20 protein-coding genes are annotated in these 20,189 nt (G+C 62.4%); 2 read left to right on the forward strand and 18 right to left on the reverse strand.

Features of this window, described 5'->3' with window-relative positions; translation table 11 throughout:
* Positions 1–40: 40 nt before the first annotated feature.
* From RH950_RS16430 to tsaB, 15 genes are all read right to left on the reverse strand, one after another.
* Positions 41–703: an RNA-binding protein gene (locus RH950_RS16430; RefSeq protein WP_350058699.1), complete on the reverse strand. Its 663-nt coding sequence runs from the start codon at positions 701–703 to the stop codon at positions 41–43.
* Positions 681–2,255 carry a transcription termination factor NusA gene (gene nusA, locus RH950_RS16435; RefSeq protein WP_350058701.1) on the reverse strand — a complete coding sequence of 525 codons (1,575 nt, stop codon included), beginning with the start codon at positions 2,253–2,255 and terminating at the stop codon, positions 681–683. The genes RH950_RS16430 and nusA overlap by 23 nt, the downstream gene beginning before the upstream one ends.
* A gap of 46 nt (positions 2,256–2,301) precedes the next feature.
* Positions 2,302–2,799 (reverse strand): ribosome maturation factor RimP, encoded by a 498-nt coding sequence (rimP, locus tag RH950_RS16440; RefSeq protein WP_350058703.1) that lies wholly within the window; start codon positions 2,797–2,799, stop codon positions 2,302–2,304.
* Between the two features lie 161 nt (positions 2,800–2,960).
* Positions 2,961–3,692, reverse strand: coding sequence for a tRNA (guanine(46)-N(7))-methyltransferase TrmB (gene trmB / locus RH950_RS16445; RefSeq protein WP_350058705.1), 732 nt, complete (start codon positions 3,690–3,692; stop codon positions 2,961–2,963).
* Positions 3,693–3,716: 24 nt separating this feature from the next.
* Positions 3,717–4,886: a methionine adenosyltransferase gene (gene metK / locus RH950_RS16450; RefSeq protein ID WP_350058707.1), complete on the reverse strand. Its 1,170-nt coding sequence runs from the start codon at positions 4,884–4,886 to the stop codon at positions 3,717–3,719.
* A gap of 180 nt (positions 4,887–5,066) precedes the next feature.
* Entirely contained in the window at positions 5,067–5,507 is a 441-nt protein-coding gene (locus tag RH950_RS16455) for a helix-turn-helix domain-containing protein (RefSeq protein ID WP_350058709.1), read from the reverse strand.
* A gap of 137 nt (positions 5,508–5,644) precedes the next feature.
* On the reverse strand, positions 5,645–7,252 hold the full coding sequence (lnt, locus tag RH950_RS16460; RefSeq protein ID WP_350058711.1) for an apolipoprotein N-acyltransferase: 1,608 nt from the start codon (positions 7,250–7,252) through the stop codon (positions 5,645–5,647).
* The gene (locus RH950_RS16465; RefSeq protein ID WP_350058713.1) at positions 7,249–8,187 is read right to left on the reverse strand and encodes a hemolysin family protein; all 939 of its coding nucleotides are present in this window, start codon (positions 8,185–8,187) and stop codon (positions 7,249–7,251) included. Before RH950_RS16465 ends, lnt begins: the two co-directional genes overlap by 4 nt.
* Before the next feature lie 23 nt (positions 8,188–8,210).
* Entirely contained in the window at positions 8,211–8,735 is a 525-nt protein-coding gene (ybeY, locus tag RH950_RS16470) for an rRNA maturation RNase YbeY (RefSeq protein ID WP_350059166.1), read from the reverse strand.
* A gap of 64 nt (positions 8,736–8,799) precedes the next feature.
* The gene (locus RH950_RS16475; RefSeq protein WP_350058715.1) at positions 8,800–9,825 is read right to left on the reverse strand and encodes a PhoH family protein; all 1,026 of its coding nucleotides are present in this window, start codon (positions 9,823–9,825) and stop codon (positions 8,800–8,802) included.
* A complete protein-coding gene (miaB, locus tag RH950_RS16480; protein WP_350058717.1) occupies positions 9,822–11,258 on the reverse strand; it encodes a tRNA (N6-isopentenyl adenosine(37)-C2)-methylthiotransferase MiaB in 1,437 nt (478 codons plus the stop codon). Before miaB ends, RH950_RS16475 begins: the two co-directional genes overlap by 4 nt.
* A gap of 183 nt (positions 11,259–11,441) precedes the next feature.
* The gene (locus RH950_RS16485) at positions 11,442–12,359 is read right to left on the reverse strand and encodes a lysophospholipid acyltransferase family protein (protein ID WP_350058719.1); all 918 of its coding nucleotides are present in this window, start codon (positions 12,357–12,359) and stop codon (positions 11,442–11,444) included.
* A complete protein-coding gene (locus RH950_RS16490; RefSeq protein ID WP_350058721.1) occupies positions 12,356–13,225 on the reverse strand; it encodes a GNAT family N-acetyltransferase in 870 nt (289 codons plus the stop codon). The genes RH950_RS16485 and RH950_RS16490 overlap by 4 nt, the downstream gene beginning before the upstream one ends.
* A gap of 294 nt (positions 13,226–13,519) precedes the next feature.
* Positions 13,520–13,996 (reverse strand): ribosomal protein S18-alanine N-acetyltransferase, encoded by a 477-nt coding sequence (gene rimI / locus RH950_RS16495; protein ID WP_350058723.1) that lies wholly within the window; start codon positions 13,994–13,996, stop codon positions 13,520–13,522.
* Complete coding sequence (gene tsaB / locus RH950_RS16500; protein WP_350058725.1) at positions 13,993–14,691, reverse strand: tRNA (adenosine(37)-N6)-threonylcarbamoyltransferase complex dimerization subunit type 1 TsaB; 699 nt, start codon at positions 14,689–14,691, stop codon at positions 13,993–13,995. The genes rimI and tsaB overlap by 4 nt, the downstream gene beginning before the upstream one ends.
* 170 nt (positions 14,692–14,861) lie before the next feature.
* Here tsaB and RH950_RS16505 point away from each other — a divergent pair, with 170 nt between their 5' ends.
* Positions 14,862–15,896, forward strand: coding sequence for a polysaccharide deacetylase family protein (locus RH950_RS16505; protein WP_350058727.1), 1,035 nt, complete (start codon positions 14,862–14,864; stop codon positions 15,894–15,896).
* 24 nt (positions 15,897–15,920) lie between these two features.
* Here RH950_RS16505 and RH950_RS16510 read toward each other — a convergent pair whose 3' ends face one another.
* The gene (locus RH950_RS16510) at positions 15,921–16,892 is read right to left on the reverse strand and encodes a glucosaminidase domain-containing protein (protein ID WP_350058729.1); all 972 of its coding nucleotides are present in this window, start codon (positions 16,890–16,892) and stop codon (positions 15,921–15,923) included.
* A 120-nt stretch (positions 16,893–17,012) separates the two neighbouring features.
* Positions 17,013–17,570 carry a NifU family protein gene (locus tag RH950_RS16515; RefSeq protein WP_350058730.1) on the reverse strand — a complete coding sequence of 186 codons (558 nt, stop codon included), beginning with the start codon at positions 17,568–17,570 and terminating at the stop codon, positions 17,013–17,015.
* Between the two features lie 129 nt (positions 17,571–17,699).
* On the opposite strand from RH950_RS16515, the gene RH950_RS16520 reads away from it, so the two are divergent.
* Positions 17,700–19,121, forward strand: a complete 1,422-nt coding sequence (locus RH950_RS16520) for an adenylate/guanylate cyclase domain-containing protein (protein ID WP_350058732.1) — start codon at positions 17,700–17,702, stop codon at positions 19,119–19,121.
* Here RH950_RS16520 and trpS read toward each other — a convergent pair.
* Positions 19,111–20,112, reverse strand: coding sequence for a tryptophan--tRNA ligase (gene trpS, locus RH950_RS16525; protein WP_350058734.1), 1,002 nt, complete (start codon positions 20,110–20,112; stop codon positions 19,111–19,113). The two genes, RH950_RS16520 and trpS, sit on opposite strands and share 11 nt — an antisense overlap.
* Between the last annotated feature and the right edge of the window lie 77 nt (positions 20,113–20,189).

The following is a 20,189-nucleotide window of genomic DNA, read 5'->3' on the forward strand; positions in this document are numbered from 1 at the left end:
CGTCTTTTCCGTAATACCGAGCAGGGGCCTCAATACACCCCTAGCCGATGTTTTCCAACCCGAGTCGCGAAATATCGCCCCGGAAACCTGAGAGTCTTGCAAATTCACGTGTCAATCGGACCGTCAGGCCCCTTGAATGGTCTCCCGCCGCCAGGATGGCCGCGTGTACGGTCTGCTCCCGATCGAACGCCGCTCCGAGCTCCGACCGAGTCAGCAAAGCCTCTGACGGAATTCCGTCACCGAGGCGCTTCATGCGCTCGCGGGCATCGACGGCGCCATCGGACGCTTCGATGAGGAGCGCGGCTTTTCTGTGACGCAGGGCGTCTTCCACCTTGGCGTGACCGGCAATGGCCGCACCGGCCCGGCGGGCCAGACCGATAAGGGACTGGGCCGAAGCGACCAGCATGGCCTCCACCGCCTCGACGAGATCCTCGCGCACCGCGACTTTCTGCTTTGCCGCTCGAGAGAATGCCCTCTTGCGGCTGGCTTCGGTGAGCGCAGCGTGGCTCGCCGTCACCCACAGACCACGGCCCGGAAGTTTTTCGGAAAGATCCGGGACCACCGCGTCATCGGGTCCGATGACAAACCTGATCATCCGCGTCGGCTCAACACTTTCACCGGTGGCGATGCAGCGCCGCAGACCGCGGCCCGGATCATCGTCCTCGGTTAGCGCGGGCCGCTCATGTTGCCGGGGTCTCGTCATGAGCCTCCCCAGCGGCGTCTTCGGCGCCAGCGTCGGGCGTGTCGCCCTCTTCATCCTCAAACCAGTGAGCCCTGGCCGCCATGATGATGCCATTGGCCGCAGCCTGGTCGAAACCGGCATCCGGAAGCATCTCGATGAGCTCGTCACCGGCCAGATCGGCCAGATCGTCCAGAGTTTTCACGCCCTGTTCGGCAAGGCCGACGATTTGCGCCAGTGACAAACCGTCAAAGGCGAGCAGATCTTCGGCAACGCCGAGTTCCTTGGACATATCCTGCAGGCGGGTACGCTCCGCCTCGGCGAAGACCAATGCCCGGTTCTGCAGTTCTTCGGCAATGTCCGCATCAAAACCTTCGATTTCGACCAGATCCTCAAGCGGCGAGTAGGCGATCTCGTCAACCGTGCTGAAGCCTTCGGCAACCAGCAGGTGGGCAATCACGTCATCGATATCAAGCGAGTCGATGAATGTCCGCGACCGGGTCTTGAATTCTTCCTGGCGGCGCTCGGATTCCTCGGCCTCGGTCAGGATGTCGATATCCCAGCCGGTCAGGATCGAGGCCAGACGCACGTTCTGTCCGCGGCGGCCGATGGCCAGGCTGAGCTGGTCGTCCGGCACCACGACTTCGATGCGGCGCTGCTCTTCGTCGAGCACAACCTTGCTGACTTCAGCCGGCGCCAGGCCGTTGACCACGAAGGTCGCCGGGTCTTCGGACCAGGGAATGATATCGATCTTCTCGCCCTGCAGCTCGCCGACCACGGCCTGCACGCGCGAGCCGCGCATGCCGACGCAGGCGCCGACCGGATCGATGCTGCCATCGTAGGAGATGACCGCGATTTTCGCGCGGCTGCCCGGATCACGGGCCACCGACTTGATCTCGATGATGCCGTCGTAGATTTCCGGCACTTCCTGCTTGAACAGGTTGGCCATGAATTGCGGATGAGTGCGCGACAGGAAGATCTGCGGGCCGCGCTGTTCCTCGCGGACATCGTAGATATAGGCCCGCACGCGGTCACCGTTACGGAAGCTTTCGCGCGGCAGCAGCTCGTCGCGGCGCAGCACCGCCTCGGCCCGGCCGAGATCGATGGTGACATTGCCGAACTCGACCCGCTTGACGATGCCGTTGACGACTTCGCCGACCCGGTCCTTGAACTCCGCGAACTGGCGGGCCCGCTCGGCCTCGCGAACCTTCTGCACGATCACCTGCTTGGCGGTCTGCGCGGCGATGCGGCCGAAATCGATCGGCGGCAGTGGATCGACGATCAGATCGCCGACCTTCAGCTCGGGGTTCCGCTTCTGTGCGGAGCTGACCAGGATCTGCGTCACCTCGTCCTCGACCTCATCGACAACCTCGGTGACGCGCATCAGCTCGATGGCGCCGGTCTGACGGTCGATATTCGCCCGGATGTCGTGATCATGGCCGTATTTGGAGCGACCGGCTTTCTGGATCGCCTGCTCCATCGCCTCGAGCACCTCGTCGCGCTCGATACCTTTTTCGCGCGCTACAACATCGGCGACTTGAATCAGTTCAAGCTTGGGTTGGGTTGCCGTTTCCATGGATCGCGTCTTCTTGCCGTTAAATTTTGTATTTCCGAAACCGAACTCAGATTTCGCCGCGTTCAGCGGCGGCGATCAAATCATCGGTCAAAACCAATTTAGCCGTCCGGATCGACGCGAACGGGAAGCTGATGCGCTCCCCACCCTTGTCGATCACAACGGTATCACCGTTCTCGGCCCCGCGCACTTCGCCCCGGAACCGCTTTTGTCCATTCACCGCGACCTCAAGCTCGATCTTCGCTTCAAAGCCGGCGAACCGATCGTAATCTTCCGGGCGGACCAACGGCCGGTCGATGCCGGGAGAGCTGACTTCCAGATTATACTCCCCGGAAATCGGATCCTCGACATCAATAATGAGGGAGATCGCCCGGCTGATGCTCGCGCAGTCCTCCACCGTCATCTGGCCCCGATCCAACCGCTCCGCCATGATCTGCAGCAGCGCGTTCTTCCCGCCGGTGAACATCACCCGCACGAGATCGTACCCCATCGACTCAATTGACGGGCCGATCATCGCGGCGATCTTCTCGTTCAGTTGCTGCGTCACACGCGTCCTCTAGTGCCTTGCCCCGGCTTGAACCGGGAACCCATCCCAGGAAAGGACAAAAAAAAAGTGGGCCGTTGGCCCACCCTATCAGCTTTACCGATTGGGTCTTGTAATGGAAGCCGCACTATAGCGAAATGTGCGCCCGCTTCAAGAAGATTCGCTCAATCAGACGCTTCAAGACGTTCAAAGCGCAGGAAGGCCGGTTGGCGCCCCTGATCACGTGCCTTCGCTTCGTAACGCGTCTCCGGCCAGTCTTCAGGCCGCACCCGCCAGTCCGAGGGACCCCGGGCCCGCCAGCGGAACCCGCAATGCGCAGTCGCCCGCGCCAGCATCCAGCGCAAGTAGCGCATGTCGTCGGTCGCCAGTCGCAGTTCGCCGCCGGGCGCAATCAGCCGGTGAAATTCGGCGATGGATTCATGCTGGATGATGCGGCGGGAATGGTGGCGTTTCTTCGGCCAGGGATCGGCGAAGAGCACGGTAATCCGTGCCAGCGACGCATCCGGCAGCAGAGGCAGCATGTCGCGCACGTCATCCGGATAGATCCGCACGTTGCAAAGCGCTTCATCCTCGCAATGCCGGATCAGGCTGGCGACACCGTTCATGAAGGGTTCCGAACCGATGAAGCCGACATCCGGATGTGCGGCAGCCTGGCCCGCCAGATGTTCTCCGCCGCCGAAACCGATCTCCAGCCAGACCTCTTTCGTGCCGTCCGGAAAAAGCGATGCCGGCTCCAGAACCGCGCCCGGTTCAGACGGCAGCGTGACGGCAAGCTCCGGCAGGCGCTCGTCAAGCAACCCCTCCATGCCGGCGCGCAAGCGGCGACCGCGCCTTCTGCCATAGAAGACGCGGTCGCGCTGTACGATGGTGTTTGAATTTTCCTTGCCCGTGGACACGGTCTGGTCCCGCTTTTGAAGGCCTCAGGCGAACGCGCTCTTGAGCTCGTCCACCAGGTCAAGCTGTTCCCAGGTAAAGTAACCCGGCGCGCCGTCCTCGCGTCCGAAATGGCCATAGGCCGCAGTCGGACGATAGATCGGGTTGCTCAGCGCCAGACGCTCGCGAATGCCCCGGGGCGACAGATCAACCATTTCCCGGATCACGGATGCGAGCTTCGCCTCGTCGACCCGGCCGGTCCCGTAGGTGTCGAAATACACCGACAGCGGATGCGAGACACCGATTGCATAGGAGACCTGGATCGTACAGCGATCGGCAAGGCCGGCCGCCACAACGTTTTTCGCTACCCAGCGGGCCGCATAGGCAGCCGAGCGGTCCACCTTGGTCGGGTCCTTGCCAGAGAATGCACCGCCACCATGGGGGGCGGCACCGCCGTAGGTATCGACGATGATCTTGCGGCCGGTGAGGCCGGCATCGCCGACCGGACCGCCGATCACGAATCGGCCCGTCGGATTGACATAGAAATGGTCCTCCGGGCACATCCAGCCTTGCGGCAGGATGTTTTCCACGTGACGGCGCACCATCTCGCGGATTTCGCCCTGCTCGAGATCTGCGTCATGCTGGGTCGAAACCACAACCGAGGTCGCCCGAACCGGCTTTCCATTGGCATATTGCAGGGTCACCTGGCTCTTGGAATCCGGGCCGAAGCCCTTTTCCGTGCCGGACTTCCGTGCATCTGCCATGGATTTCAGGATCTGATGCGAGAAATGGATCGGCGCCGGCATCAGCGCTTCGGTCTCCCGGCAGGCGAAACCGAACATGATGCCCTGGTCGCCCGCGCCCTCATCCTTGTTACCTGCCGCATCGACGCCGACCGAAATATCGGTCGACTGCTCGTGCAGGAGAACCTCGATATCGGCCGTTCGCCAGCTGAAGCCATCCTGGTCGTAGCCGATATCCTTGATTGCTTCGCGGGCGGATTCGATGATCGCGTCCTTGGTGACGGATGCGGGGCCCCGCACCTCACCGGCAAGAACGACCTTGTCGGTCGTCGCCAGTGTTTCGCAGGCAACACGGCTCATTGGATCTGCGGCAAGGAACATGTCGACGACCGTGTCGGAAATCCGGTCACAGACTTTGTCCGGATGGCCTTCAGAGACGGATTCGCTGGTGAATTCGTAGTCGGACTGAGTCAACGGGGGCTCTCCTAGAATATGAGTTCCACTCATGCCTGCGCAAAGGCGTACCCGTGAACGCCCCGCTTCAATTCGAAGCTGCCCGACATGAATCTCTTTTCGGTGGATCTGTTGAAGGCACCGAGAGGTAGGACTTCCTGCCGGTTTTGGGATTCGCGGTCAAGTGGAAAGCGCGTGGCGCTATTCCGACTCCTCACCGTCGAAGGCATTGGCGATTGAGCGCATCAGATCGAACAGGCGGCGGCGGGCCTCCGGATCGGCGATCCTGTAGTAGGCGCGCACAAGTTCGAGGGTTTCACGTCGGTTCATCGGATCGTCGGGAAGCTGATAGGCGTCCGGGTCCTGTTCTTTTTCAAAAAGACGCCCCGGCGACTGCTCCTGAACTTCTTGCGCCATCTCCTCAAAGAAGAAATTCACCGGTACTTCAAGAATGCGGCTGAGATCATAGAGTCGGCTCGCACCGATACGGTTCGCTCCGCGTTCGTACTTCTGCACCTGCTGAAATGTCAGTCCGAGCGCCTGGCCGAGTTTTTCCTGGCTGATTCCGAGAAGCGTCCGTCGCATGCGGACACGCGACCCGACATGAACATCAACCGGATTTGGCTTTCCAAGGCTCGCCATCCGGCCTCCAGGACGACGTTTGCCTGATGGCTGCTCCATAATACAAACCAATAGTCTCAAATTGCGCTGAAATCAGTTACCCATACAAACGTATGCAGTCAATATAAAAGCCTTGGCGAAAAAAAGAAAAAAGTCGCCTATTTCCGGCGGGACAAGAACCCTGCAGCCAGCGCCACAACCGCAAGCAATATCGCCGCGAAATTCCCGCCACGCGCATAAAGTGTTTTATTTGTTACCGGCGCAGGCAGCGGGCTGTCGATCGTCCCCGTGCGCCCCAGCGGCAGGGACGCGAGAACGCGTCCATGGGCATCGATCACCGCTGAAATCCCGGTATTCGCGGCCCGCAAAACCGGCAGGCCTTCCTCGATCGCCCGCATCCTGGCCGCAACCAGATGCTGATAAGGCCCTGAACTGACACCAAACCAGGCATCATTCGTCACATTTACCAGAAGTCCCGGACGTGGCCCTCCGGCCTCTGTAACCGCGCCGGGAAAAATGATCTCGTAACAGATCAGGGCACCTATGCGCGGCAAACCTGGGAAGGAAAAACTGACCGGACCGGGCCCTGCCGTGAAGCCACTGCCCGTCTGCGCAATCGTCCCGACAGGCAACCATTGACTGAGCGGGACATATTCGCCGAACGGAACCAGGTGAAACTTGTGAATCCTGGCAGCGATCCGGCCACGCGCGTCAAGGGCGACAACCGCATTGAAACTTCGGGTTTTCGCCGGGTTTCCGGGCACGGTCTCCCGCAAGGGCACCCCGGTCATCAGCAGCCCGCCCGGGGAGAGCAGGGACCCCAGGAAAGCAGCCAGTCGAGGCTCTCTGTTCAGCGCATAGGGAACCGCTGTTTCCGGCCAGACGACGAGTTGCGGCGGCGCAAGGTCGTCTACCCCGGACGGCCTGGTATTGGCCAGCGGCGTTCGCGTCAGCGTGGCATATTTGGCCAGATGCGCCTGCAGCAGGTCCGGCTTCCATTTTTCCGTCTGCGCGACATTGCCCTGGACGATGCGAACGATCGGTTGGGCGGTATCGAGGTCCGGTGCGCCGGCAAGCCGCAGGATGCCATACCCGGCGAAAATCACCGGCAGAAGCAAGCAGACAACGCCGAGCCCGCGCTCCGGTCTTCCGGTGCGTCGCAACAGCATGAGCGGCGCCAGCGCAAAGAGCACGACGAAGAAGCCATAGCCATAGGCGCCGATCAGGGCCAGTGGCTGCAGCAGGGCATCGGAAAAGGACCAGGCCGAGGCCGGCAGGTTCCAGGGAAATCCGGTCGCAACAGTGCCCCGCAGCAACTCGGACAGGGTCCAGAGCCCCGCGAGCGCGGGTGCCCTGGTCCACCCGCCGGGCCGGAGCCAGACATAGAACAACCCCGCCAACCCGGCAAAGAGTCCGAGAACGGCGGGGAGACCAGCCGCGGCAAACGGCACGGCCCAGGCGAACCGGTCACCGTCGACCAGCAGCGCGTTCGATATCCAGTAGAGACCGGCGACGTGATAGCCGAAGGCAAATGCCCAGCCGGTGACAAAACCGCCCAACAGCGTCCGGCGGCGGTCCAGTGACAGCAGCAAGAAGGCAAATGCAAACAGGGCCGGGACAGCATCAACAGGCGGCAGGGCCAGCGCCGTGAATGCCCCTGCCAGAACCATCGCGATGACATGACGAAAGCCGGTCAATCCTGCGAGGCGGTTGACGATTGTGCGGGCGACCGCCCCCGACCGGGCAGCGGACGCCCTTGCGGTCACGGATTGGCCTCCGAAAGCGGGGCATTCGTCGGCACGCGCCGGATTCGAACGCGCTTGATCCGGCGTGAATCGCCCTCAAGCACCTCAAATTCAATACCTGCCGGATGAGTCAGCAACTCGCCGCGCGCCGCCACCCGCCCGGCCAGCGAGAAAATCAGGCCGCCGAGAGTATCGATCTCCTCGCGCTCTTCTTCGTCAAGAACACTGCCGAACAACGCCTCGAATTCCTCGATTTCGGCACGGGCATCGGCGACGGCGGTATCCGGCCCGACCATGGCGATCTTCGGGCCTTCCTCGACATCGTGCTCGTCGACGATATCGCCGACGATTTCCTCCACCAGATCTTCAATGGTGATCAGCCCGTCAACCCCGCCGAACTCGTCAACAACGAGCGCGAGATGACGCCGGGTGAGGCGCATTTCCTGCAACAGATCCATCGCCCTTATCGACGGCGAAACGAACAGGACCTCGCGCAGCAGGGAGCTGAGCGGCACATCCTTTCCGGCATGAACATGCTCCAGCACATCCTTGATGTGAATCATGCCGACCACATCGTCGAGCGTCTCGCGATAGACCGGCACCCGGCTGTGGGAATCCTTCACCATGTCGGCGACAAGCGCATCCAGGCTGGAATCGACCGCAACCCCGGTGATGTCCGCACGCGGTACCATGACATCCTCTGCCGTGATATCGCGGAGACCGAGGATATTGCGGATCAGCGCCCGCTCATGCGGATCAATGGCGAGTTCCTCGTCCACCGCTCCATTGCCGTCGTCCTCGATCAGCTCTTCCAGGGCATCGCGCGCGGAGGCACCGCCGTTGCGCTTCAGCTTCAGCGCCTTGAAAAACTGCCGGAACCGGCCCCAGGACGGCTCCCGGCGTCCATCCGGATCGAAATCGTCACCATCAGAAACGCCAACAAAATCAGCCGTCACCGGTCTACTCTCCGAACCTGAATTCATTGCACCGACTCCAGGATGGGCCTGTACGGGTCGGCGATTCCGAAGCCAGCAAGTATCTCGATCTCGCGCCGCTCCATCTCCACAGCGTCGTCATCCGTCTCGTGATCGTATCCGAGCAGATGCAGAACGCCATGTACCACCAGGTGCCGAAGATGGGACTCCAGCGTCTTGCTGTCACGGACGGCTTCGGCAGAGACCGTTTCGAAGGCCAGAATCACATCGCCGAGCATATCGGTTCCGGAAATTTCCGGGGACAGCCCCGATGGAAAGGACAACACGTTGGTTGCCTTGTCCTTGCTGCGATAGTCACGATTGAGAACGCGGATCTCTGCGTCAGATCCGAGCACGATGCTGAGTTCGGTCGGCCGCGTCGCCGCTCCGACCACCGCAAGGGCACTCTCGACACAGATGCGCTCCACGTCAGGCAGCGCCGTCTTCCAGGCAGGATCGGAGACGGCCACATCTATGTCAAAAATAGAGTCAGATTGCTCTGGCTCTTCCTGCGGATCCTGCTCCGCCATTTCGCTACGACTGCTCGTACTTGGCTCCGGTTCGTCGGGCACGCGCAAGCTCTCCTCAGTTTTCTCAGGTGGACCCGTCATTGAGACGGATCGATTCACGGTCATTGTAGGCATTGACGATTTTCGTGACCAGTGGGTGACGCACAACGTCCCTGGCCGTGAATTCGATGACACTGACTCCGGCAATGCGGTGCAGCACGCTCATCGCGTCCGTCAGACCGGATTTTGCCCCGAAAGGCAAATCGATTTGCGTCGGATCGCCTGTGATCGCCATCCGCGAATTTTCGCCGAGCCGGGTCAGGAACATTTTCATCTGGGTCGGTGTGGTGTTCTGCGCCTCGTCCAGAATGATGTAGGAATTGGCAAGCGTCCGGCCGCGCATGAAGGCAAGCGGCGCCACCTCGATCTCGCCGTCCGCGAGCCGCCGCTCAACCTGATCGCCGGGCATCATGTCGTACAGCGCGTCATAGAGCGGGCGGAGATAGGGGTCGACCTTGTCTTTCATGTCGCCGGGCAGGAAGCCGAGCCGCTCGCCCGCTTCGACGGCAGGGCGCGACAGGATCAGGCGCTCGACCTTGCGCTCCATCAGCATGGAGACGGCCATGGCAACGGCCAGATAGGTCTTTCCGGTCCCGGCCGGGCCCAAACCAAGCACAAGCTCGTCTTTCGACAATGCCTGGATATAACGGTGCTGGTTCGGCGAGCGCGGCTGGATTGCCCGCTTCCAGGTCGGCACGAAGGCGGAGCGGTCATTGAACCCGCCGCTGTCGCCGTTTGCGGCATCCCCCGTGCTCTGAGCCCATTTCACCGCCGCGTCGACCGTTCCGAGATCGAGGGGATTGAGTTTCTTGCCCGCCTTGATATCGCCTTCCAGCCGGCGGTAGAGCGAGGTCAGCGCCGATTGCGCCGTGACCACCGCGTCCTTTTCACCTTCGACAGTGACCTTGTTTCCGAAGCAGGAAAGCGAAACCGGAAGCTTCTGTTCGATCCGCGCCAGATTCTGGTCATGCTCGCCGAGCAGAGCCGGAACCAGATCATGATCGGCGAATTCCAGATGGATGACTTCGGTGGCCTCTTCGATGATGCTCAAGCAAGCGCCCTTTCCCGGTCCGGAGTAAGTGTTGCCGGGCCCGCATTGCCGGCCCATTCGCCGGTCACCACGGTACCCGATAGAGAGTTTGCGTATCCCTGTTCGATCCGGACATCGGCGATCCCACCGATCAGCCGGTCCGGTCCGGCAAAGTGCACCGCCTGCATATGGGGTCCGCGGCCGACAAGTTGACCCTCTTTTTGACCCTTGCGCTCGACAAGCACCGGCTGAACCGCGCCGACACTCGCCACATTGAAAGAAAGTTGCTGCGCGTTCAGCAGCTGTTGCAGGGTTTCCAGACGGTCTGACTTCACGGCCTCATCGATCTGCAGATCCGTCCCGGCCGCCGGCGTGCCCGGGCGGGGACTGTATTTGAACGAATAGGCCTGAGCATATCCGACATCTGTGACAAGTCTGAGCGTGTCGGCAAAATCCGCGTCGCTCTCGCCGGGATGGCCGACAATGAAATCCGACGACAGGGCAAGGTCCGGGCGGGCGTCGCGCAGCCGGTCGACAATGCGGCGATAGAAATCGGCATCGTGCTTCCGGTTCATCTGGCGCAAAACGCTGTCCGAGCCGGACTGCACCGGGAGATGCAGATAGGGCATCAGTTGCGGCACGTCGCGATGCACCGCAATCAGCTCGTCATCCACATCCTTCGGATGCGAGGTGGTGTAGCGGATACGCTCCAGCCCATCGATGTCGGCCAGCGCGCGGATCAGCCGGCCGAGCCCCCATTCGCCGCCATTCGCGGCGCCGTGATAGGCATTCACGTTCTGGCCAAGCAGGGTGATTTCCACCGTTCCGGCCGCCACGAGGCGGCGCGCCTCGGCGAGCACCTGGTCCGCCGGCCGGGAGAATTCCGCGCCGCGGGTATAGGGCACCACGCAGAAGCTGCAGAACTTGTCGCAGCCTTCCTGGATGCTGAGGAATGCTGCCGCTGAATTGCTGTGCCGTTCTTCCGGCAGGTGGTCGAACTTGCTTTCCGGCGGAAATTCCGTGTCCACAACCCCGGCGCCACGGGTGCCGCGCCGGCCGGACGTCGATCGCCTGTCGGCAGCCTTCTGTTCCGCCTCGCGGACCAGCTCCGGCAGCCGATGGTAGGTTTGCGGCCCGAAGACGAGATCGACATAAGGCGCCCGCTTGATGATTTCCTCACCCTCGGCCTGGGCAACGCAGCCGGCGACCGCGATCAGCAGTGGCCGTCCGTCTGCCGCGCGCGCGTCCTTTTCCAGCCGGATCCTGCCGAGTTCGGAGAAAACCTTCTCCGTCGCCTTCTCCCGGATGTGGCAGGTGTTCAGGATCACCATGTCGACATCGTCCGGTGTGGTAACCGGCTCGTAGCCGAGAGACACCAGACTGTCCGTCATACGATCACTGTCGTAGACATTCATCTGGCAGCCATAGGTCTTGATATAAAGTTTCTTGCTCACGCGCGCCGCACCTCACCGTCGCTCGACGGGTCGAATTTCAGGGATACGGCGGGAGCAATACGCCGAGTGCAACTGAAATTCCAGCATGCGTTTCTGTTCATCAGGGAAATGCTAACACCGGGAGGCGTCCAGTCAAGCGGCGTAACCGGCCCGATATGCGGAAAGGTGCGAGACGATCCGGCGTCAGGATGCGGCGTCACCGCGGCCTGCGAGCGCCCGCGAGACACCGTCGGCGACGATCTGCTGGCAATGCACGGCCAATTCCTTGCGGTTGCGGTGATCGGCCGGATCCACGGGCGCGTGGAACTCCACCTCGACATCGACCCGCCCAAGCGCCAGCGCGCCCAGAAGATGCGGCACCAGATCCATATCGCCATACCAGGCATAGAACGGTCTGAGACCGCGCCCCATCGGCATGCCGTTCAGCCTTGTGTAGGTGACTGAAACCGGCTGAATGCGGATGCCGGCATCGGGCGCCGCTTCCTTCTGTGCCGGCTTGACGGCGGCAAACATGGAACTTTTGAAGGGCAGCGTCCGGTTGCCGTCATTGCTGGTGCCCTCGGGGAAGAGAATCAGCCTGTCACCCGACGAAAGGCGGTCGGCAATGTCGTTCGCATGCGCTTTCGAGCGCCCCCGGAGCCGTTCGACAAAGACCGTACGCTGCAGGATCGCCAGCAGACCGAAACCCGGCCAGGTCCGGACCTCGCTCTTGGCAATGAAGCTTGCCCGCAGAAGGCTGCCAAGCACGACAATGTCGAAATAGGACGCATGATTGCTGGCATAGAGCACTGCCCCCGTGCGCAGCGGCGTGCCACGGACCCGGACCCTGAAACCGAGCAGGCGGGCACACAGGCCGTGATAGAACAGGGGCAGGCTGACAGCCAGCGGCGCGCGCACCGCCAAGGCCAGCATCTGCAACGGCAGCAGACAGACCGTCAGCGCGCCGTAGAGGGCGAGCCTGCGCCAGAGCAGAGTCCGGGAAGGCGCGACCATACCGTCCGCTTCCACCGGTTCCGCACCGCGGTCCCAGGTCCCGAGCATTCCGAAATCGGCGAAGGCATCCTCTTCGTTCAGTTCCTCAAGGGCACCGGCGACGCTCATTGGATAACAACCCCGCGCGCCTCGCGCTCATAGTGCTTGTAGTATTTGTCGGAGACATTGCTGGTCTCGACGATGACACAGACATCGGTGGTGTTGAACTGGTGGTCGACCACCGCGCCATGCCCGACATAACCGCCAAGCCGCAGATAGCCCTTGATCAGGGGCGGCAGCGCGGCGGCGGCGCGGCGCGCGTCGATCTCCTCGGCCGGGACCAGATTCATCTCGGTATAGCGCTGCGGGAGCGCGGTGGCGCGGATCCGCTCCGGCGCCAGATGGTGATGATGCAGGTAGCCGAGCTGGGTCCGGAGCGCCGCCGCGTCGTTGCCCGGCAGGCTGGCGCAGCCGAACATCAGGGCAATATCGTTCTGGAAGACGTAAGCGGCAATGCCCTTCCAGAGCAGCTGCATGGTCGGCCGGGTGCGATAGCCGTTCGCCGTGCAGGAGCGACCGAGCTCAAGGATTTCGCCGGACTGCGCCACAAGCTTGGAGATATCGAATTCATCGGCGGTATAGAAACCGCCGGCCGCCATGGCGCCGGCCCGGCGGATCAGGCGGTAAGTGCCGACCACGGCCTCGGGCCCGGAACCCCGGCTGTGATCCAGCACCAAGAGGTGGTCGGCGACATCGTCGAACGCATCTTCGTCCAGACGGCTCGCCCGCGCGGCAGGAGAGGGGACCGCACCCATTTCCTCGTAGAAGACCTGATACCGCAGCCGCTTTGCCGCGTGGATGTCTTCCTCGCTTGTCGCAATCTTCACTTCGAGCGGCCCGGAGACAAGCGCCTGGCCCGCCAGATGCTCGGCCGCCGGGATTGAAACCGGCAGTGTTTCGGAAAGTGCCGTCCGTGTCGGAATCGAGAATCCCATAATATGTTGCATCCCTGTTTTCTGGGTCGCAGGCATTCGGAGCCGACTACGCCGCCATCGCGGCGCCTTCGTTCCCTGGATATAGGTACGCATCATCCCGCCGAAAGAAGAAATGCTAGGACAGTATAGCGAAACGCGCGCCGGATAGGGCCCCAAGAACCCGCCCGATACGCGCTTATACCGACTGACCCATGACAGTTTTCACACACTCATATGACAAACTGGTTGCAGACGAAAACCGCATGAATCCGGAGGATTTCCAGATTTTGTCGTGACCCGCACCCCCTCGGTACTTCAGATATCGAAAGATAGCTGCATCACGATGGCATCGGCATGGCTGCCGTCGGCTGCTTTGTAATAACTGCGCCGCCGGTCGAAGGCCGTCATGCCAAGACTTTCATAGAGCCGGATCGCGGACAGATTGCCGTCCTGCACCTCGAGCATCAATCTCTCGGCACCGGCATCGCGGGCGCGCCGGAACGCCTGCCGCATGAGATACCGGCCCACCCCCCTGCGCCGGTGATCCGGTGAAACCGCGAGGGTCAAAACTTCGGCAAAATCGCCAACACATTGAAACAGGATAAATCCGGCAAATGCCGACCCGTCCGCCTCGGACATGATGGCGGCGCCGTCGGTACCGGACATCAGCAGCAGGTCCTCGAGCGCCTCCCGGGACCAGGGCTTGTCGAAAATGGCGCCATGCAGGGCCGCCGCATCATCGAGATGCGCCGCAATACCCGAGACAAGCCTGTAACCGGCCGGCTCCGTCATGCAGTCCTCGGGGCCGTCACATCCGGCGCGCGCAGATACAGCGGTTGTGGCGGCGGCAGGTCGGGACCCGCACCCATCTCCAGGCCGATCAGGGCCACCTCGCGGGCATCGGGCGCGGAGACCGGGCTGCGCACAATCGCCGTATCGGCGTCGGCGAACACTGCCATCACCGTGTCCGCGGCATCGCCCGCCAGCAACAGCGGGGCCGGCATTGCCGCCTGGCGGAGCAGCACGGCAATATCCCCGGCCGGAAGGGCGGTGGCAGGACCGTCCGGAACCCCGTCGGCGGTGAATATCTGCAGGAACAAATCCGCCCGCCGGCTTTCCAGAACCACGGCGACGCCGTGGCCGGCGGCACCGTCAATCGCCAGCGCCGCCCGGGCGACGGCGTCAAATCCGGTCACCCCGAGAACCGGAATCCCGAGCGCCTGACCCAGCCCCTTGGCGAAGGCCATGCCAATGCGAAGCCCGGTGAAGGACCCCGGGCCGCGGGTTACGGCGATGGCATCGAGATCCTGGAAATTCAGCCCGGCCGCAGCCAGACCGGCTTCCGCCATCGGGGCCAGCCGCTCGGACTGGCCGCGCGCCATATCCTCGCGGAAATGTGCCAGCACCGCCCCCCCGCGGCAGAGCGCGATCGAGCAGGCACCGGTGCTTGAATCGATGCCAAGAATTGTCCCGGACGCAGAGAGCATCTTAATTTCCGCCGCAAATAGCGTATGTTAGAGTGACAGCGCGGCCTGAAAATGCAACTTTTCCAGTCGCATCGCTGCCTGTAAACCACGTTGGCGGACGAGAGCAAAGGAATATAGCTTTTATGCCGTACTGCATGCATTTTCACCGCGCGTTCCGTAGTGGAGCTTCCATGCCAAGAATGATCCGGACAGCCGTCACGGCCGCCCTAACACTCATTGCCTGCCTGGCCGGCAGCACGGACAGACCCGCGGCCGCTCAGGAGATATCCGGCGCCGTCGTGACCATGTACCACCGGTTCGGGGAAAATGATTACCCGTCCACCAGCATCCGTATTGCCCAGTTCGAAGAGCATATCGAGGAGCTGAAGAAGGAGCGGTACAAGGTCCTTCCGCTGCCGGAAATCATCGAGGCGCTGAAGGCAGGCAAGCCGCTTGCCGACCACACCATCGCGATCACCGTCGACGACGCCTATCTCTCCGTCTACGAGCATGCCTGGCCGCGACTGAAAGCCGCGGGCCTGCCTTTTACCCTGTTCGTCGCCACCGGCGTGATCGACCGCAAGGTCCAGGGCTACATGAGCTGGGACCAGATCCGGGAGCTGAAAGATGGCGGCGTGACGATCGGCAGCCAGACCCAGTCGCACCCGCACATGACCACGCTGGACCGGCAGGCACTGGACCGCGAACTGGCGGACTCGAACCAGCGCTTTGTCGAGGAGCTGAAAGAGAAGCCGGCGATCTTCGCCTATCCCTATGGCGAATACAGCCTGATGGTCCGCAAATCGGTCGCGGATGCGGGATTTACCGCGGCCTTCGGCCAGCATTCCGGCGTCGCCTATGCCGGCATGGACCGGTTCACCCTGCCGCGCTTCGCCCTGAACGAGCGCTATGGCGGGATCGACCGGTTCCGCCTGGTCGCCAATGCCCTGCCGCTGCCGGTCTCGGACGTCTTGCCGAAAGACACCTTGCTGGTCGAGAACCCGCCGGCCTTCGGCTTTACCCTGGACAGTTCGATCGGCGATCCCGGCAGCCTGTCCTGCTTCGCCTCGAGCGAGGGCGAGACGCATCTTGAATATCTTGAACAACGGGTCGAGGTCCGGTTGAAGCAGGCCTTCCCGCCGGGCCGCTCACGCATCAACTGCACCATGCCAGGTCCGGACAACAGGTGGCGCTGGTTCGGCACGCAGTTCGTCGTGCCGAAGTAGCCCTCGGACTACGCACTCCGTGTCTCAGCTCGATCTGGATGCGGTCGTGACCGGGCGTTCGAGGGCGGCCCCCTCGAAATCGCCAAGCCGGTTCTTGTCGATCACACGGCGCAGCATGTCGACATAGGCCTGTCCGATTTCGGCATAGGACAGCAATCCACCGGCCAGCAGCCGGCCATCCAGGTCCCTGCCCGCCGTCCGCAACGAGGCGCGGCGCAGCCGGAAATCCCTATAGCTCGGATGGCTGTTCAGGTTGTGGACATAGGACGCAACCGACCCCAGCAGGGTGTCATACTTGCGCACCACATGCGTCTCGCCACTGGCCCGCTCTTTGGGAGTGATGCCCGCCTTTTCCGTCCAGGCCCGTTGCCCGAACAGGGCATTGCCGTGACGGGCAAAGCGGGAAGAGCCCCAGCCGCTTTCCACGGCCGCCTGCGCAAGGGCGAGGGATACCGGGATTTCATCGACCCTGATCAGGAGTTTGGCGAAAAGGTCGGGACCTATATCGCCGTCGGCGGTGTCCAGACCATAGCGATCGGCGAGGGCGAGGAGCCAGTTGCGTTCATCCGGGCGCAGCAGGGCACCGTCAAGAGCCCGGTCCCTGAACCGGACCAGCTTCACGCGCTCGCGCGCCACCTGATCGTTGGCGCGCAGGACAAGCGGCAGGACCGCGGAAAAGAACAGCTGTTTCTTGCGTTTGATCTCATCAAGACTGCCAAGATCGCCCGGCAGGCTCGCGAGGTAGACGGTTGGCACCTGATCGGACCCGCGCCGGATATCATTCAGGTCGAACCCGGTCTCTTGCAGCACCACTTCGAAATCGTCCGCCCTGGCAACGTCCAGTGGTGTGTCTGCGCGCGCAGACACACTCTTGGCCTGCGGCAGCTCGACAGAGAAGCTGGCCGGCTCAGGCTGGTTATATTCGAAAGATCCGTGGACCTGACCGGCCAACAGGATCATGCAGCCGACAAGGGCTGTCGCGTATAATGGCGGCATTATCACAAATAACGTTATTGAAAGGGAGCGCCACGACGCATTCTGCAGTCAGTGAACGGCATTTTAGATAACTGCATCCGTTTGCCGACGCGACTGCGTTTACCGCATGGCAGCCATTTGCTACATGGCCGAGGCGCGGACCTCACGCACTTCCGGGATGTAGTGACGCAGCATGTTCTCGATGCCCATCTTCAAGGTCGCCGTCGAACTCGGGCAACCGGCACAGGCGCCGCGCATGAAGAGCGTCACCACGCCTTCATCGAAACTCTCGAACACGATATCGCCGCCATCCATGGCAACGGCCGGGCGCACCCGCGTATCCAGCAGCTCCTTGATCTGGGAGACAACCTCGCTGTCCTCGCCATCGCTGGCATGGCCTGAATCGGAACTCTCGGTGACCACCGGCCGGCCCGCCGTGAAATGCTCCATGACGACGCCGAGCACAGCCGGCTTCATCAGATACCATTCCTTGTCGTCACGCTTTGTCACCGTGACGAAATCGCTGCCGAAGAACACGCCGGTCACGCCGTCGACATCGAACAGACGTTCGGCGAGCGGCGACTTGCCGGCGGCCTCTCCCTCGGAGCGATACTCCGCGGTTCCGGCACCCATGACATCCTGTCCGGGAAGGAACTTGAGGGTCGCCGGATTTGGCGTTTCTTCAGTCTGAATAAACATTCCGTTCTCTCCTTGAGAGGCCGCACTTCCGGCCGACGCCTTCTCTGCCGGGCGGCGGTGCCGTCATGGGCCTGACTGCCCGGTTCCGTCGGGCACCAAATTAGTCCTATATAGAGTGACCTTGCGAGCGTGGATTTCAAGCCCGCTTTTTGCGGCGGGCTGACTGCCTTATCATCAAACTGCGTTTCGGGAACAGGAAAGACAGTCTTTCCACAGCGAGCGCCGGCCAAAGCCTGTCCAACAAAACGACGGAGAACGACACTGGCGCAGCATTTTCCGGAAGATCCGCAACGGCCGCATATCCGGATCACCCATCGCGGGGCCGAGCAGGTCGAACCCCTGCCGACAGACCGGTCCCTGACGGAAGAGGATCTGGCGCTGGCGCCCGACCGCTGGCTTCTGGAGCATTCCGGCGGCATCCTTTCCATGCGCACGCTGATGCGCGATCTCTGCACTCTGCTGGTCTCCCAGGGCATGCCGCTGCAGCGCGCGTCATGCTTCATCCGGACGCTGCACCCGCAGGCGAGCGGCCGCACCGTGATCTGGCGCAAGACCCTGCGCGATCCGGAAGAACTGATGGTGCTGCACGGCATCGAGGAGACGGAAAGCTTCAAGACCAGCCCGCTGCCCGTCATCTTCAACGGCGCCGGGGCGATCCGCCGCCGGCTCGACGATCCGGCAATCCCGCTGGACTATCCCGTCCTGATCGATCTGAAGGCGCAGGGTGCGACCGACTATGTGGCCATGCCGCTGAAATTCAGCGACGGCGAAATCAATTTCGTGACCTGGACCACCGATGTCCCGGACGGCTTCACCACGGCGCAGCTCAGCATCCTGGACGGGCTTCTGCCGGTGCTGGCGCTCAGGATCGAGATCCTGGAGCGGCAGAAACTGACCGAGGAACTGCTGCAGGTCTATCTCGGCCACGATACCGGCCGCCGCGTCCTGCAAGGTGCGATCCGGCGCGGCACCAGCGAAACCATCCGCGCGGCGATCCTCTATGCCGACGTGCGCGGCTTCACCACCGCATCGGATACCCTTCCCGGCCCCGATATCATCGAGCTGCTCAACGATTATTTCGAAATCATGTCCCAGCCGATCGAGGAACGCGGCGGCGAGATCCTGAAATTCATCGGCGACGGTCTGCTCGCCATCTTCCCGCTGGGGTCAACCAGCGCCGCCGGCGATGCCGATCCGGCGCTGAAAGCGGCTATCGAAGCGCAAACGCTCCTGCGGGGGCGCAATGCCCTGCGCAAAAAACACGGCAAGCCGGAAATCGAACACGCGCTGGGCCTGCATGTCGGTGATGTCAGCTATGGCAATATCGGCAGCCCGACCCGGCTCGACTTCACCGTCATCGGGCCGGCGGTCAATCTGGCCAGCCGGCTGCAGGGTCTCGGCAAGCAACTCGGCTATCCGATCGTCACCTCGGCCCGCATCGCCGACATGGTAACGCTGCCGGTCAAACCCCTGGGACGCCACCCGATCCGCGGTCTGCGGGACTCCGTGGAAGTCTTCGCTCCCTACGGGGTCGAGCCGGTTACGGCCTGAGAAAGCCGACGATTTCCTTGGCGTCGCGCACCACCGGCTCGGCAATTTCCCGGGCCCGTTCGGCGCCTTTCTTCAGAACCGCATCCACCGCCGTGGTGTCCTCGGTCAGCCGTTTCATCTCGGAGCCGATCGGCCCGAGGGTTTCCACCGCCAGCTCGGCGAAGGCCTTCTTGAAATCCCCGAAGCCCTTGCCCGCAAACTCCGCCAGCACCGCATCCGTATCGGCATCCGACAGCGCCGCATAGATCGAGATCAGGTTGCGGGCTTCCGGCCGGTCGGCCATCTCCGCCGCCGTCTCCGGGATCGGCAGCGGGTCTGTCTTGGCCTTGCGGACCTTCTGGGCGATCTCGTCCGCCTCGTCGGTCATGTTGATGCGCGAATATTCCGAGACATCGGACTTGCTCATCTTCTTGGTGCCGTCGCGCAGGCTCATCACCCGGGTCGCCTCGCCGAAGATCATCGGCTCCGGCAGCGGAAAGAAATCGACGCCATACATGCTGTTGAAAGCCTGCGCGATATCGCGCATCAGCTCCAGATGCTGCTTCTGGTCGTCGCCGACCGGCACATGGGTGCCCTTGTAGACCAGCACGTCGGCGGCCATCAGGATCGGGTAATCGTAGAGACCGACCGTCGCGTTCTCCCGGTTCTTGCCGGCCTTCTCCTTGAACTGGGTCATCCGGTTCAGCCAGCCCATGCGGGCGACGCAGTTGAAGATCCAGGTCAGCTCGGCATGGGCCGGGACGGCGGACTGGTTGAAGATGATGCATTCCTCCGGGTCGATCCCGGAAGCGATCATGCCGGCCGCGACCTCGCGGGTGGCCCGGCGCAAATCCGCCGGATCGTGCGGCGGCATGGTGATCGCATGCATGTCGACGACGCAGAAGATCGAGTTGTAGTCGCGCTGCAGCTGCACCCAGTTGCGGATCGCCCCGAGATAATTGCCGAGATGCAGGTTACCGGTGGGCTGAACGCCCGAGAAAATGCGGTTCATCTGACGCGATCCATGGGTTTGATGCAAAAAAGGGCCTGATTTATTGCGGGCGGCCGGCCAGCGGTCAAGGCCGGACT

The organism is Nisaea sp. (genome assembly GCF_040217065.1).
Classification (GTDB): Bacteria; Pseudomonadota; Alphaproteobacteria; order Thalassobaculales; family Thalassobaculaceae; genus Nisaea.